The sequence below is a fragment of the Enterobacter cloacae complex sp. SHL009 genome (assembly GCF_049237205.1).
Classification (GTDB): Bacteria; Pseudomonadota; Gammaproteobacteria; order Enterobacterales; family Enterobacteriaceae; genus Enterobacter; species Enterobacter cloacae_M.
Map to the genome: position 1 here is coordinate 887,579 of NZ_JBMKIW010000001.1, position 13,772 is coordinate 901,350.

Below are 13,772 nucleotides of genomic sequence, written 5' to 3' on the forward strand. Positions count from 1 at the left end.
GATGTGGGAGACATAAGGCTAAATTCGGTACACGTCAGGGCTGTTTTCGGATATATCTCTATACCGGGAACCCGTTATTTCTCATTGTCATCCTGACCGTAATACAGTTTCCCGATGCGAATCAGCGGGCGTCCCTGAGACTTACGATGCAGGTTACTGTCCCTGAGTGAATAAACGCACCCGCAGTACTCCTGCTGGTAAAACTGCTCCCGCTTGCTGATCTCAATCATGCGTGAGGAGCCGCCCTGTTTACGCCAGTTATAGTCCCAGTAAACCATACCCGGATAGCGCGCGGCAGCACGCTGGCCGCAGTCATTTATCTGCTGCATGTTTTTCCAGCGGGAGATCCCCAGCGAGCTGCTGATGACGCTGAATCCATTTTCTGCCGCATAGAGCGCCGTACGCTCGAAACGCATATCGAAGCACATGGTGCAGCGGACGCCACGTTCGGGTTCCCATTCCATGCCTTTCGCGCGCTCAAACCAGTTATCGGTGTCGTAATCGGCATCAACAAACGGCACGCCGTGTTTTTCCGCAAACCGAATATTTTCCTCCTTCCGAATGAGGTATTCCTTCTGCGGATGGATATTGGGATTGTAGAAGAAAATCGTGTAGTCAATCCCCGACGCCTGGATAGCCTCCATCACTTCACCCGAGCAGGGGGCGCAGCAGGAATGCAACAGCAGCCTGTCGGCACCGTCGGGCAGGGTAAGTTGTGGGCGAATAAAAGGGGCTGTCGTCATGGCGTTCTGCAATATGTTTATGAAATTTATGGAAGGGTAGCATAAATTCAGAATCTGTTGAGGCGGGATAAAGGCAGGACAGAGCGATCCCGCAGGGCGGGATCTTCTCCGGTACCACGTGTCGCTATTCGGCAAATTTCAGCAGCGCGTCGCTATCAAGACGATAGCGAACCCATTCGGACTGCGGCAGCGCGCCTATGCTCAGGTAAAAATCAATGGCGGGCTGGTTCCAGTCCAGAACGCTCCATTCAAGGCGGCCGCACTGCCGTTTTACCGCGAGCTGCGCGATATGTTTCAGCAGCGCTCTTCCCGCGCCTTTACCGCGATAATCCGGAGAAACGTACAGGTCTTCCATATAAATCCCGTTGCGTCCCAGCCAGGTCGAATAGCTGGTGAAGAACACGGCATAGCCGGCTATCTTGCCGTCAAACTCCGCGATCAACGCTTCGGTTTTTGTGCCTGCGCCAAAGAGCGTTTCGCGGATCTCCTCCGGCGTGGTAACCACTTCTTCCGGCGCTTTTTCATACACCGCCAGCTCGTAGATCATGGCGTATATTGCCGCTGCATCTTCGGGGCGGGCCTGACGAATGGTGATGCTCATTGTTTTTCCTGTGTTTCGATTGATGGCGTTAAGCATACGGAGTATTGTCCGAAGAATTAAGTGCAATGAAATCAACAAATGATGAATATTATGCATCCGGTACTGAGGCGTCTTGATTTAAACCTGCTGCCCGTTTTCGACGCGATTTACCGCCACCGTTCCGTTCGGCTGGCCGCTGACGAGCTGGCGATGAGCACATCGGCACTGAGCCATGCGCTGTCGCGTTTGCGCATCACCCTTAATGACCCGCTCTTTTTTCGGGAAGGGCATCGCATGTCCCCCAGCGTGTATGCCACTCAGCTTGCGCCTTCCATTGCTTCCGCATTGTCGTTCCTCAATCATGAGCTGACCCCGCAGCCGGAGTTTGACCCGGCCAGCAGTACCGAAAGCTTACAAATTGGGATTACGGACTTTACCGCGCTGTGCATTTTCCCGGCGCTGATGCACAAACTGCAGCTTGCTGCCCCGGGTTTGCGTTTCGAATTGCGCTATCTGCCGCACAGCCCTGCGCTGACGGAACTGCTGGCGGGCGAAGTGGATCTCGCGCTGGGGTTCAGCACTCAGGATGATATCCGGCACCCGGAGCTGGAAGAGATCGACTGGTTTGAAGATGAGTATGTGGTCATCAGCAACGCGCGCCGGACGCGTCTCACGCTGGAGGAGTATCTCGCGGCCCGACACCTGGTGGTGACGCCATGGAATGAGAAGCAGGGCGTTCTGGACGTGCGGCTGGAACAACTGGGCTATACCCGACAAATCGCGATCAAAACGCCGTCGATGCTCAGCGCGCCGTTTATCGTTGCGGAGAGCGACCTGCTGATGGCGATCCCCCGTTTTGCCGCTGAGAAGCTGGCTGCGGCAGCGGACCTGAGGATTTTTCCTTTACCGTTTTCGATACGCACGTTTGAAGTGAAAATTTACTCGCATAAACGCAGCGGCCAGCGGGGCGCAACGCGCTGGCTTAAGGAGGAGCTGCAAACGCTGGCGCAGGCGCGTCATTACGGGCTGTCCGGCTCCCAGTAGAGGATGTCGCCGGGTTGACACTGCAGCGCCTCGCAAAATGAGTAGGGCGCTAAAGTCCAAACGATAAAAAGAGATGCGACCGGAGAGGAAAGTACGATATCGTAACTCTATGATTAAACGCGTAGTTCGCAGGAACACCGTCGCGACAGGACGATAAATGATTGATGACATTCGTTATCTGATAGTGTTTGCAAAGATTGCTGAGGCAGGATCCATTTCAGGTGGGGCGGAAGCGTTAGGGCTTACAACCGCAACGGCAAGCGCGCATTTATCAAAGCTGGAAAAAAATCTTGGCTGCGCGTTACTGTACAGAAATACCCGTAAACTCTCTCTGACTCACGATGGAGCCAATTTGCTGGAAACGGCCAAATCGATGCTGGCGCTTTATGAGCAGGGGGTCATTGAATTTAAGCAGCGTTCGATATCAACGGCGAATAAGCTGACTGTTTCTCTTCCTGCCGTTTTTCTGAAGAGTGCGTTTACCCGCCATCTGGCCGATTTTATAAAACGTCATCCGGGCATTTTACTGAATATCTCTTATAGCGATACGCGCAGAGATATTATTGCCGACGGTATCGATGTGGCATTTCGAATCGGCGAGCTTCCGGACAGTTCTCTTAAAGCGCGCCATCTTTTTGTGCTCCCGCGCCAGGTAGTTGCGTCCCGGGAATTGCTCAGCCATTACCCGACGATTACGCATCCTGATGACCTGGCGAAACTGCCATGGATTGGACTCAATATGAGGCAGAATAACCGGGAATTTCGACATAAAAATGGAGAAGTGGCCGTCGTAACGTATACGCCCACGGTGTATGTAGATAATGTCGAAGCCGCTTATGCCCTTGCCAGACAACAAATTGGTCTCGCAGCACCTCCTCGCTATTTAAGCGAAGAGGATGTTAAGCGCGGAGAAATGCAGGAAATACTTCCTGACTGGTCATTAGAACCGCTGAAAGTCTATGCCGTATGGCCTTCTAATATGTCGACCAGCAGTATTGCCTACAAATTGATTAATGATATTTATAACGAGATTGAGTTTCACGCGTTATAACGGGTTTAAAACGCTAAAAAGAGCATGTAACACGCCGTAATAAGCAGCAGTCCGCCCATCAACACGTTAAACGTGCGGAGCTGCCGCGTGCTCCTGAGCAGCACAGATACTTTTTCTCCCATCAAGGCCCATGCTGAAAGCGACATATAACAGACTAAAAAATAGACCGTGATAAAGACGAGAGCTGTAACAGGGCTAGAGGGTTCAGAAAACATCGCTGCCCCAGAGGCGCACGCGGTCCATGCTTTGGGGTTGATCCACTGCATGACAAAACCCTGAATAAAACCGGGTGAATCCGTTTTTGTTAATGACATATCGGACCGTGACGACGCTATCTTATAGCCCAGATACATGATAAATAAAGAACCGGCAATATTAAGATACCGGAAAAACACTGGATATTTTTCGATTGCAGCGTAAAAGCCGAAACATATAAAGATAAGTAATAACGTAAACCCTATCGTTGCACCGGAGACAAATGAGAAGGTCTTTCTAAAGCCGTGAATGGCACCAGACGATATAATCACCATATTAACGGGACCAGGAGAAAATGAAAGCGTCAGTGAAAATATAAACATTGTTAAAAATACCAGCATTTTATCTCCGTGGGTTGGTTTATCTGCATTAGAGGTACTGCGACTATTAAGTTACAACTTTACTCGTCATGTGTCTGAATACTACCTTGTAACGTATGCCAGAATAAGTGGCCTTTATCTAAAGGTGTGTTTGATTTTTTGCACCAATCGCGCAGGCGCGGATGGCCCATTAGTGACAGGGTTTCAGTTGCTATCTCAAGGAGGAACGTCAAACGCTGGCGCAGTTTGCAAGGGGGGCTATGCCGGGCAAGCTCAGCGCTACCCGGAAAAGGTGGAAGCAAGGGATAGTCAATTTAACGGCAGGTAGATATCCGTTTGCAGCGCATGTTCTGGCACCTCGTGAATGAAGTTGAGGTAGTGGAAAAATACCGGGGCATCGCGCAGCGTTTCGCCGCTGGCCGGTAGCCAGTCGCGAAACATTGCCCACACCGTGGCGGAAATGGTATCCAGAGAACCCGTGTGGCGGGCTACGGCGTAACGTCCGCCGTCGATTTCGCCACTGCAAACCCCGAATTCATTTTCTGGTATCGCTTCAGAGATACTGCCGCAGATATCGAAACGAAAGGCGTCTGCGGGCGTGGTTGCCGGGTCATCCCAGGCGATACCAAACGTGCTGCTTTCGTGTACTGGCGATAGGCCCGAGCTTTTACGCCAGGCAATAAATTTCGCCGCGCTGTCATTTACCCGATCCGGGTTGCCACGGTGCTGAAGCATTGCCACTTGGGTCTGTGGGAAATCGACAATCTTAATTTCCATCGTTTTTTGCTCCTGAAAGGTCATTTTCGGTACGCGCTGGTGCCAGTTCAGCCAGTCCGGCTGCTGCCGAAACTGACGCGGGCTTTTTCCAAACGCGTTTCTGAAGGCGCGACTGAACGATTCAGGGCTCTGGAACCCGGCATCGAGCGCAATATCAATCACCTTATCCTGAGGATTAAACGCCAGTCGCCAGGAAGCATGACGCAGACGCAGCCACTGGATATAGCGATATAAAGGCTGGCCGCTAAACGCCAGAAACTGCCGGTGAAAATGATAAGGCGAACAGCAGGCTAACGCGCTGAGCTTCTCCAGCGTGAGCGGTTCATCAAGATGTTGGGCGATATAGTCGCACACCGTCGTGAAGCGCTCGCGGTAAGCCGTTTTGATTGCATCGTTCATTGCATCCTCCTGATGACCTACTTTGCCTCACCGAACGGCCAAAATCCTGACCGATCTTGCTGATTATGGAGAGGTTATACTGGCGGTATATCGTTGTGCGGCAGCAAACGTTCCGTCGTACCTAAGATACTGCTGAATGATGAATGATGAATGATGAATGAAGACTCACTTCCTGTACTTATATTAGGTTTGTCATAATCCAAATTTTCTTAGCTACAAAATTTTATGAGAGGTAATGATGGTAAAGGACTTAAAGCCAGAACAAATCGAAATCATAAACCGTATTGTATTTGAGCAAATCGAAAAGATGCAGGCCAGCGTAGCCAAAATTGTTGCTGAAACGGAGAGAACTACGCACCAGCAGCTGCAGGATAGCGGGATTGATATGATCGATTTTTATCCGGCTAATAAGGATTATTTGATGATGACTCTCGTTCAACACTTAATAGATCAAGTACATGGCGGCAATATGGTTCTTGCCCAAAAAATGATATCGATGGAAGCAAAACGGCTGAACATCAGCGTACATGTTGAGGCAGAGTAAATAATCTCGAATAAGGAATAAATTAATGGGGCCATGCTTGTGAGCAGACAAATTCTTTGATTATCGCTGAGGCCATCAGCTGCTCGCCGCTGAAGTGCGGCCAGCAGCTGATAGCTTCTTTTTTCAATTCGCTGCATGATTTGCGCAAATTTCAGCGCAAAATTCCATAAAGGCTTCGACAGCAGCGGGGGGCAGTCGACGAGATGGCCGCGTGATATACAGCGGATAGGTTTCGCCAGGCCATTCCGGAAAAAGTTCGACCAGCATTCCGTCAGCGATCAACTGCGTGACGCTGAGTGAAAGTACCTGGGCAATGCCAACACCACTTACGCAGGATTGCACCATCAGATCTACATCGGTTGTCGTCAAATGACCATGAGTATCAATAGCCAGTACTTCGCGATCACGACGGAATTCCCACTCAAACGGTTTCCCGTGGCGAGGATCGATATACTGAATGCACTCATGCGTGACTAGTTCTTCAGGATGCTCAGGTCGACCATGCCGTTTCAGATATGCCGGTGATGCCACAGTGAGTACGCGCGTCTGAAAGAGCAATTTCGAAGAAATAGTTGAGGGGAGTTGTGGCCCGAAACGCACCGCAACATCTATACCCTCTGTCACAAGATCCCCTACGTCAGGCTGCTGCACTACTGTAAGTTCCAGTTCCGGATGACGTTCGCGCAAAAGAGGCAGTTTCGGGGCCAAAATATAACGAGCGAAGATTGGATTAACGCTGACCCGTAATGATCCTCGTACAGCAATGGCGGCACCGGATACGTAGCTTGCCGCAACTTCAATCCCTTCAAGATGTGGCGAGGCGCGCTCATACAAAGCTCGGCCTTCGTTCGTCAGGTTCATCGTACGCGTCGTACGGTTTAGCAAACGCACACCGAGCCTCTCTTCAAGGCGATCTATCGATCTGCTCACGCCAGAAGCGGACAGTCCCAGCACCTCGCCAGCGCGACTGAAACTACCCGCCTCGACAACTGCGGCCAACACGCTCAATCCTGACAGTAGCCTTCCGTCAAAACTCATAGAGACTCACCTTTGAATTTATTCAAATATAATTTGCATAAAACTACCTTTATCAAAAATGGTGCGCAACCTATTGTGTCAGCCAATTCGTTGCCAGGCGCTATTTTCCCTGTCCCCGGCTGGGCAAACCTCGCAACGAACGGCATCACTTAACCCTGAGGAATACGAAATGACAACGACGCGCACTCTTTTTAAAGGCGGCATCATCCTTACTTTGGATGCCGATATACCCAACCTCTCCGTGGGCGATGTTCTCGTCCATGGCGACCGTATCGCAGCTGTGGGTCCGGAACTGCAGGCGGATGATGCCCTGGTAATTGATGCAGCTGGCCATATCGTTATGCCCGGCCTGGTGGATGCTCATCACCATATGTGGCTTGGCGTAATGCGCCGCATGATGCCAAATGTCGACGATCTGTTTGATTACATTGATGTGGTCGCAGAGAAACTGGGCAAACATTATCGTCCCCTGGACATGTACCTGAGTACCAGGCTCACGGCACTTGCCTCACTGGATGCCGGTATTACTACCATCATTGATGCCTGCCACAACTCGCGCAGCCCCGAGCATACTGATGCAGCATTAGATGCTCTAAAGGAAAGCGGCATCCGTGCGTTACATATGGTCGGTGCAGCAATGGATAAAGAAGCTTCATCGGCGCATTTGCCTGCCGATTTGGAGCGACTCTCGCGAAGCTGGAATACAAGTGACAGCCTGGTGCACGTTGGTCTGTTTGGTCAGCTCAATCTTGACTGGTGGAAGGTCGCTCGCAAACTCGACATGCGTATTCTGACCGAATTCATCGGCGATCTCGCCAATCTAGGCCCTGAGTTTGCCACGCCGGGCGTACTGGACACACATAACATCTTCAACCACTGTTCAAGGGTTACTCAGGATACCTGGAAGCTCCTGGCCGATTCAGGAGTAAACATCACGGTCAATCCACGGTCGGATGCGCTATTTGGCTTCGACGATGAAAGTTTTGCCTACCAGCAGGCTGTCGATCGCGGCTTGACCCCGGCACTGGGCATTGACCTTGATACTGCCTTTGGCAGCGATATGTTCGGGGAAATGCACGCTCTGTTCGGGCAACAGCGATCGGCTATGCGCTACCGTCGCTTCCGTGGTGAGGACAATGTGCCGTCACCCATCACGGCCGAGGAGGTCCTGAAAGCGGCAACGGTTAATGGCGCGCGTGCGGCCGGTTTGGAGGATCAGATTGGCACCCTTACGCCAGGCAAGCAGGCCGACATTATCATGGTTCGCACCAGCGGAGCCGCTGTTTTCCCGGTAACCAACGTAATTGGTACCGTCGTGCAGGCGATAGAGCGGTCTGATGTGGATACCGTGATGGTGGCCGGCCAGCTTCGTAAACGTGCGGGCAAGTTGGTGGATATTGATCTGGCGGCGTTCAGTACAGAGATAACCGCTTCTCGTGATTACCTGCTCAACGCCAGCGGCTATCACATCGATCTTTTTAAAGCATCCTGATGACAGAGCGGCCTGATACACCGGGCCGTTCAACCCACTTAATCATATTTCATAAAGGATAATGACATGGGAGCCCTCGCCATTAAGCGGCTCGCGGAGGATAACACCCCGCGCGTCCTGCTTCCCCGCCCGGCAACGGGCGTTATTGCCGCACTTTTCTTTGGCTATCTGGCAGTCGGACTGCCACTGCCGGTGATTCCATTGTTCATCCATGGTCATCTCGGCTTCAGTAACCTCGTGGTGGGACTGGTGGTCGGCATCCAGTTTCTGGCCACAGTCCTGACCCGCGGCTATGCCGGACGGGTTACGGACCAGCAGGGCGGTAAACGTTCTGCTCTGCAGGGAGCAATACTTTCAGCGATAGCAGGGGCGCTGTATCTGGTGGCTTCGGTAACGGATTTATCGCCTGCTGCAACCCTTTGCATTGTTATCGCAGGTCGTCTGATGGCCGGTTTTGGCGAAAGTCAGTTCGTGACGGGATGTGTGTCCTGGGCCATTGCCTCAGTTGGCCCTCAGCGCGCCGGTATGTCCATGTCCTGGACCGGCATCGCGATGTTCGCGGCGCTGTCGATTGGTGCTCCTGTTGGCATGGCGTTATATCAGCATTACAGCCTCACAATGGCGATGATTGCCTGTATTGCTGCACCGATGTTGGCCGCTCTGGTTGCATTTTGTACCACATCATATATATCGCCTGGAGGTCCGCGACTGCCATTCCATCGCGTAGTAGGGCGCATCTGGCGCGAAGGGCTGGGATTAATGCTGCAGGGCGTTGGGTTGTCAGGACTAACCGCTTTTGCCTCGCTGTACTTTGCGGCACATCACTGGCAGAACGCCGGCCTGGTGATGACTGCGTTTGGTCTGGGTTTTATTTTCGTTCGCCTCGCCCTGGGGCATCTGCCAGACCAAACAGGCGGCTATCGCGTTGCGGTTTGGTCACTGGTGGTTGAAGCGCTTGGCCAGGCAATGTTGTGGTTGGGTTCAAACGAATGGATGGCACTAGCAGGTGCTCTGGTTACCGGACTGGGCTGTGCACTGGTTTTCCCTGCACTGGGCGTTGAAGCCTTAAACCGTGTTCCACAAGCCAACCGCGGCAGCGCAATGGGCGCATTCGTTGCATTTCTGGATGTCGCTTATGGAATCGCCGGGCCGGTAGCTGGCCTGATCGCCGGTCAGTTTAGTTATGCCGCTGTATATCTCTCTGGTGCGGCCTGTGCGCTGCTGGGGGCGCTGATTGCGAGCGCGTCTCGGATGCAGCAATCCTGAATAAACATTCGAGCCGGCAGCCTTTGCTGTCGGTTTACTAATCTGGAGAAATTATATGTCACGCATTTTCATCTCCGGTTCGTCCACAGGCCTTGGTCTGATGGCGGCCGAACTGCTGGTTCAACAAGGACATCAGGTTGTGTTGCACGCGCGTAATGCGAACCGTGCAGAAGAGGCCCACCGCGCCTTACCCCAGGCTGAAGCCGTCGTTGTCGGTGACCTGGAGACAATTGAAGGTGCCAGGCAAACGGCATTAAGTGTCAACGCCCTGGGACGCTTCGATGCCGTCATCCACAATGCTGCCGTTGGCTACAATGAAGTGTATCGCGTGACCCGCGACGGGCTGCCGCACGTTTTCGCGATCAACACGCTCTCGGCTTACATCCTCACCGCGGTGATTGAACGTCCGCATCGCCTCGTCTACCTGAGTTCGGGTATGCATCATCATGCCCGGGCAAACCTGGATGATATTCTCTGGCGCAAACGTCGCTGGAATGGGGCCGACGCCTATGCGGAGAGTAAATTGCACGACGCTATGCTGGCTTTTGCTCTGGCGCGTCGCTGGCGTGATGTGCGTAGTAACAGCCTCGAGCCTGGCTGGGTGCCGACAAAGATGGGGGGGCCGCATGCCCCGGACGATATGGACCAGGCGCACCTGACCCAGGCCTGGCTTGCCGCCAGCCGTGATACTGAGGCTGACGTAACGGGGAAATATTTCTATCACATGAAGCGCATGACAGCTAATCCGCAGGCGCACGACGTTGCATTGCAGGATCGTCTCATTAATATTTGTACTGAGATTTCAGGTATAGCGCTGCCGGAGTAATACGCAACGTTAACGAAATGCGCATTAACCATAAAAAACAGAGTGTTTACATATCAAGGATAAAATAGGTACCATACCCCCCTATAGTATCAGGAGGGCGTATGCCGCATTCACCCGAAGATAAAAAACGTATTCTTACTCGCGTCCGCCGCATTCGGGGCCAGGTTGAGGCCCTTGAACGCGCGCTGGAGTCGGGCGACCCCTGTCTGGCCATCCTGCAGCAAATCGCCGCCGTGCGCGGGGCTGCCAATGGCCTGATGGGCGAAATGGTTGAAATTCACCTCAAAGATGAGCTGGTGACGGGGGAAACCACGCCGGATCAGCGAGCCGTACGCATGGCAGAAGTCGGCCATTTGCTGCGCTCTTATCTAAAATAAACCCACATACCTGACAAAAAGGGAAGACATGATGAAATCTCGCGCTGCAGTTGCATTTGGTCCCGGCCAGCCGCTGAAAATCGTTGAAATCGACGTGGCACCGCCGAAGAAAGGCGAAGTGCTGATCAAAATCACCCATACCGGCGTGTGCCATACCGATGCGTTTACGCTGTCCGGTGACGATCCTGAAGGCGTTTTCCCGGCGGTACTCGGCCATGAAGGCGGCGGGATTGTGGTGGAAGTGGGCGAGGGCGTGACCAGCCTGAAGCCTGGCGATCACGTTATCCCGCTGTACACCGCGGAGTGCGGCGAGTGTAAGTTCTGTAAATCCGGTAAAACCAACCTCTGCCAGGCGGTTCGCGCTACCCAGGGGAAAGGGCTGATGCCGGACGGTACCACCCGTTTCTCCTATAACGGCGAGCCTGTTTATCACTACATGGGCACCAGCACCTTCAGCGAATACACCGTTTGCGCGGAGATCTCGCTGGCGAAGGTGAACCCGCAGGCGCCGCTGGATAAAGTCTGCCTGCTGGGCTGCGGCGTGACCACCGGTATCGGCGCGGTGCATAACACGGCAAAAGTCAAAGAGGGCGACACCGTGGCGGTGTTCGGTCTCGGCGGCATTGGTCTGGCGGTGATTCAGGGCGCGGTGCAGGCGAAAGCCGGTCGTATCATTGCGGTCGACACCAACCCGGAGAAATTCAAGCTCGCGGGTGAAATGGGCGCGACCGATTTCGTTAACCCGAAGGATCACGAAAAACCGATTCAGGATGTCATTGTTGAGATGACCGACGGCGGCGTTGACTTCAGCTTCGAATGTATCGGCAACGTGAACGTGATGCGTTCAGCGCTGGAGTGCTGCCACAAAGGCTGGGGCGAGAGCATCATCATTGGCGTGGCTGGCGCGGGCCAGGAGATTAAAACCCGTCCATTCCAGCTGGTCACCGGTCGCGTGTGGCGAGGTTCCGCGTTTGGCGGCGTGAAGGGCCGTACTCAGCTTCCGGGTATGGTTGAAGATGCTATGGTCGGCAAGATTCAGCTCGACCCGTTCATTACCCACCGTTTGCCGCTGGAGCAGATCAACGACGCGTTCGATCTGATGCACGAAGGAAAATCCATCCGTACCGTCATTCATTTCGGCGACAAGTAACTCTTCTGCCAGCGGTTTTTCACCGCTGGCGTTTCTTTAATAATCTTCTCTAAAGTGTGACCAGTGCGGCGTTTTTAGCCGTAATCTAAATTCCCACCGTGCCGATGACTATTTAACACGCATGTTTTTACGCATCTTACCTACAAGAGAGTCGACGGTCATGGACAACACTACTTCGATGCAGGCGCAGCGCAAGCTGAGCTTCTTGCATCACATCAGGCTGGTTCCGCTGTTTTCCTCCATTCTCGGTGGCATTATTCTTCTGTTCGCCTTGAGCTCGGGTCTGGCGGGGTATTTCCTGCTGCAGGCCGATAACGATCAGCAGGATGTCACATCCGAAATTCAGGTGCGTATGGGGCTGTCGAACAGCTCAAACCATCTGCGAACCGCACGTATCAATCTGATTCACGCCGGTGCGGCAAGCCGCATCGCGGAGATGGATGCGATGAAGCAGAACATCAGCGAGGCGGAAAAGCGCATAAAGCAGTCCCAGGATAGCTTTACCGCCTATATGAACCGTACGGTGCGCACCTCTTCAGACGAAGCGCTGGACGCTGATCTGAAAGCACGCTACGACGCCTATATCTCGGGCATGCAGCCGATGGTGAAATTTGCCAAAAACGGCATGTTCGAAGCGATTATCAACCACGAAAACGAAACGGCGCGCCCGCTGGATGACGCTTACAACGCCGTGCTGCTGAAGGCGATTAAGATCCGTACCGAGCGTGCCAATGCGCTGACGGCGCAGGCGCACAGCCGCACGCAGCTGGGCCTGATGTTTATGGTGGGCGCGTTTGCGCTGGCGCTGGTGCTGACGGCGATGACCTTTGTCGTTCTGCGCCGTACGGTAATCAATCCTTTGCAGCGTGCAGCGAAACGTATCGAGAATATCGCCAAAGGCGACCTGACGATGCCGGACGACGTGGCCGGGCGCAGCGAAATTGGCCGCCTGACGCGCGATCTGCAAACCATGCAGCACTCGCTGGAAAACACCGTGGGCACCGTACGTCAGGGGGCGGAGGAGATCTACCGCGGCACCAGCGAGATTTCTGCCGGTAACACCGATCTTTCTTCGCGTACCGAACAGCAGGCTGCGGCCATTGAGCAAACCGCCGCAAGCATGGAACAGCTCACCGCGACGGTGAAACAGAACGCTGATAACGCCCATCATGCCAGCAAGCTGGCGGAAGATGCCTCCGGGAAAGCCAGCCGCGGCGGCCAGATGGTCTCCGGCGTGGTCAAAACCATGGGCAATATCTCCACCAGTTCGAAAAAAATCTCCGAGATCACCGCCGTCATCAACAGCATTGCGTTCCAGACCAATATCCTGGCGCTTAACGCGGCGGTAGAAGCGGCGCGGGCGGGCGAGCAGGGGCGCGGGTTTGCCGTGGTAGCAAGCGAAGTCCGAACCCTTGCAAGCCGCAGTGCGAATGCCGCAAAAGAGATCGAAAGCCTGATTAACGAATCGGTCTCGCTGATCGACCAGGGCTCCGGTGAGGTTGTGGCTGCCGGCAACACCATGAATGAAATCGTCGAAGCGGTTAAACGTGTGACCGACATCATGCTGGAGATTGCCGCCGCGTCCGACGAGCAGAGCCGCGGTATCGTGCAGGTAAGCCAGGCGATTTCTGAGATGGATAAAGTGACCCAGCAGAACGCCTCGCTGGTGGAAGAAGCCTCTGCGGCGGCGGCGTCTCTGGAAGAACAGGGCGCGCGTCTGACCGAGGCGGTCGGGGCGTTTCGTCTGAGCGGTGCAAAGTCGGGCCGCGCGGTGACGTCTGCGCCAGTGGCGAAGAACGCGCCGTTGCGTCCGGCGGCGACGGTTTCCGGGGATAACTGGGAGACGTTCTGAGTTGTCGGCAGTGTCGGGTGGCGCTTCGCTTACCCGACCTACAAAATCTGACCTACAA

General features: G+C 53.8%; 15 protein-coding genes. 9 read left to right on the forward strand and 6 right to left on the reverse strand.

The annotated features are described in order from the left end of the window. Positions 1–74: 74 nt before the first annotated feature. The gene (locus ACOTZC_RS04350) at positions 75–743 is read right to left on the reverse strand and encodes an epoxyqueuosine reductase QueH (protein WP_064790976.1); all 669 of its coding nucleotides are present in this window, start codon (positions 741–743) and stop codon (positions 75–77) included. A 124-nt stretch (positions 744–867) separates the two neighbouring features. Further along, entirely contained in the window at positions 868–1,344 is a 477-nt protein-coding gene (locus ACOTZC_RS04355; protein ID WP_023311653.1) for a GNAT family N-acetyltransferase, read from the reverse strand. Between the two features lie 78 nt (positions 1,345–1,422). Between ACOTZC_RS04355 and ACOTZC_RS04360 the strand changes: the two genes are divergently transcribed. Beyond that, positions 1,423–2,367: a LysR family transcriptional regulator gene (locus ACOTZC_RS04360; RefSeq protein WP_421635606.1), complete on the forward strand. Its 945-nt coding sequence runs from the start codon at positions 1,423–1,425 to the stop codon at positions 2,365–2,367. Here ACOTZC_RS04360 and ACOTZC_RS04365 read toward each other — a convergent pair. Continuing rightward, positions 2,343–2,465, reverse strand: a complete 123-nt coding sequence (locus ACOTZC_RS04365) for a helix-turn-helix domain-containing protein (protein ID WP_421635677.1) — start codon at positions 2,463–2,465, stop codon at positions 2,343–2,345. The two genes, ACOTZC_RS04360 and ACOTZC_RS04365, sit on opposite strands and share 25 nt — an antisense overlap. 59 nt (positions 2,466–2,524) lie before the next feature. Here ACOTZC_RS04365 and ACOTZC_RS04370 point away from each other — a divergent pair, with 59 nt between their 5' ends. Further along, positions 2,525–3,418 carry a LysR family transcriptional regulator gene (locus tag ACOTZC_RS04370; RefSeq protein ID WP_248162292.1) on the forward strand — a complete coding sequence of 298 codons (894 nt, stop codon included), beginning with the start codon at positions 2,525–2,527 and terminating at the stop codon, positions 3,416–3,418. Positions 3,419–3,423: 5 nt separating this feature from the next. Here ACOTZC_RS04370 and ACOTZC_RS04375 read toward each other — a convergent pair whose 3' ends face one another. After that, positions 3,424–4,014: a LysE family translocator gene (locus ACOTZC_RS04375; RefSeq protein WP_064790974.1), complete on the reverse strand. Its 591-nt coding sequence runs from the start codon at positions 4,012–4,014 to the stop codon at positions 3,424–3,426. Positions 4,015–4,302: 288 nt separating this feature from the next. Next, complete coding sequence (locus ACOTZC_RS04380; RefSeq protein WP_045620237.1) at positions 4,303–5,169, reverse strand: AraC family transcriptional regulator; 867 nt, start codon at positions 5,167–5,169, stop codon at positions 4,303–4,305. Positions 5,170–5,407: 238 nt separating this feature from the next. Between ACOTZC_RS04380 and ACOTZC_RS04385 the strand changes: the two genes are divergently transcribed. After that, positions 5,408–5,713, forward strand: coding sequence for a hypothetical protein (locus ACOTZC_RS04385; protein WP_045399370.1), 306 nt, complete (start codon positions 5,408–5,410; stop codon positions 5,711–5,713). Positions 5,714–5,836: 123 nt separating this feature from the next. On the opposite strand, the gene ACOTZC_RS04390 is transcribed toward ACOTZC_RS04385, so the two are convergent. Then, complete coding sequence (locus ACOTZC_RS04390) at positions 5,837–6,751, reverse strand: LysR family transcriptional regulator (RefSeq protein WP_421635607.1); 915 nt, start codon at positions 6,749–6,751, stop codon at positions 5,837–5,839. 169 nt (positions 6,752–6,920) lie between these two features. Between ACOTZC_RS04390 and ACOTZC_RS04395 the strand changes: the two genes are divergently transcribed. From ACOTZC_RS04395 to ACOTZC_RS04420, 6 genes are all read left to right on the forward strand, one after another. Beyond that, positions 6,921–8,243: an amidohydrolase family protein gene (locus ACOTZC_RS04395; protein ID WP_421635608.1), complete on the forward strand. Its 1,323-nt coding sequence runs from the start codon at positions 6,921–6,923 to the stop codon at positions 8,241–8,243. 66 nt (positions 8,244–8,309) lie between these two features. Continuing rightward, positions 8,310–9,509, forward strand: a complete 1,200-nt coding sequence (locus ACOTZC_RS04400; protein ID WP_213751174.1) for an arabinose transporter — start codon at positions 8,310–8,312, stop codon at positions 9,507–9,509. Positions 9,510–9,564: 55 nt separating this feature from the next. Further along, positions 9,565–10,335 (forward strand): SDR family oxidoreductase, encoded by a 771-nt coding sequence (locus ACOTZC_RS04405; RefSeq protein ID WP_421635609.1) that lies wholly within the window; start codon positions 9,565–9,567, stop codon positions 10,333–10,335. A gap of 101 nt (positions 10,336–10,436) precedes the next feature. Next, a complete protein-coding gene (locus tag ACOTZC_RS04410; protein WP_023311663.1) occupies positions 10,437–10,712 on the forward strand; it encodes a metal/formaldehyde-sensitive transcriptional repressor in 276 nt (91 codons plus the stop codon). Positions 10,713–10,743: 31 nt separating this feature from the next. Continuing rightward, positions 10,744–11,862 (forward strand): S-(hydroxymethyl)glutathione dehydrogenase/class III alcohol dehydrogenase, encoded by a 1,119-nt coding sequence (locus tag ACOTZC_RS04415; RefSeq protein ID WP_032668253.1) that lies wholly within the window; start codon positions 10,744–10,746, stop codon positions 11,860–11,862. A 160-nt stretch (positions 11,863–12,022) separates the two neighbouring features. Then, positions 12,023–13,714, forward strand: coding sequence for a methyl-accepting chemotaxis protein (locus tag ACOTZC_RS04420; RefSeq protein WP_248162293.1), 1,692 nt, complete (start codon positions 12,023–12,025; stop codon positions 13,712–13,714). The last annotated feature ends 58 nt before the right edge of the window (positions 13,715–13,772 follow it).